Source organism: Pseudomonas sp. 2822-17 (assembly GCF_002742485.1).
Lineage (GTDB): Bacteria > Pseudomonadota > Gammaproteobacteria > Pseudomonadales > Pseudomonadaceae > Aquipseudomonas > Aquipseudomonas cyclaminis.
The window spans coordinates 1-458 of sequence record NZ_LJRZ01000469.1; the positions used below are offsets into that span (position 1 = coordinate 1).

The 458-nt window shown below is 35.4% G+C and carries 1 protein-coding gene; it reads left to right on the forward strand.

Features of this window, described 5'->3' with window-relative positions; all coding sequences use genetic code 11:
* Positions 1-458 (forward strand): methyl-accepting chemotaxis protein (locus AOA60_RS33990; protein WP_256592853.1); only part of this gene is annotated, 458 nt, incomplete at both ends.

The following is a 458-nucleotide window of genomic DNA, read 5'->3' on the forward strand; positions in this document are numbered from 1 at the left end:
GCAACTTAACAATCAGATGTCTGAAATAAATAGTATTATGAACTTAACTGCTGATGAAATGAATGAGTTAAATGAATATACATCTAAAGTTGGAGATATTCTTAATACTGTCTCCGATATTGCTGATCAGACAAACTTGTTGGCTTTAAATGCAGCGATCGAAGCGGCACGTGCTGGAGAGAGTGGACGAGGTTTTGCTGTTGTTGCAACTGAGGTTAGAAAATTAGCAGAGCACTCTTTACAATCAACAGGAGAAATTAGTCAAATTCTAAATAATATCCAAATGAAGACAAATGCCGCATCCAAAAGAGTAGCTGAAGGTGAAGAAACTTTTAAACAACTATTAAAACAAATAGAAACAGAACAAGAATATAGTAACATTGCTGGATTAGGTTATAGGTCAGGTGAAGAAACCACTATGACACCTTCACGTCCTAATCTAGACATACTATCTATAC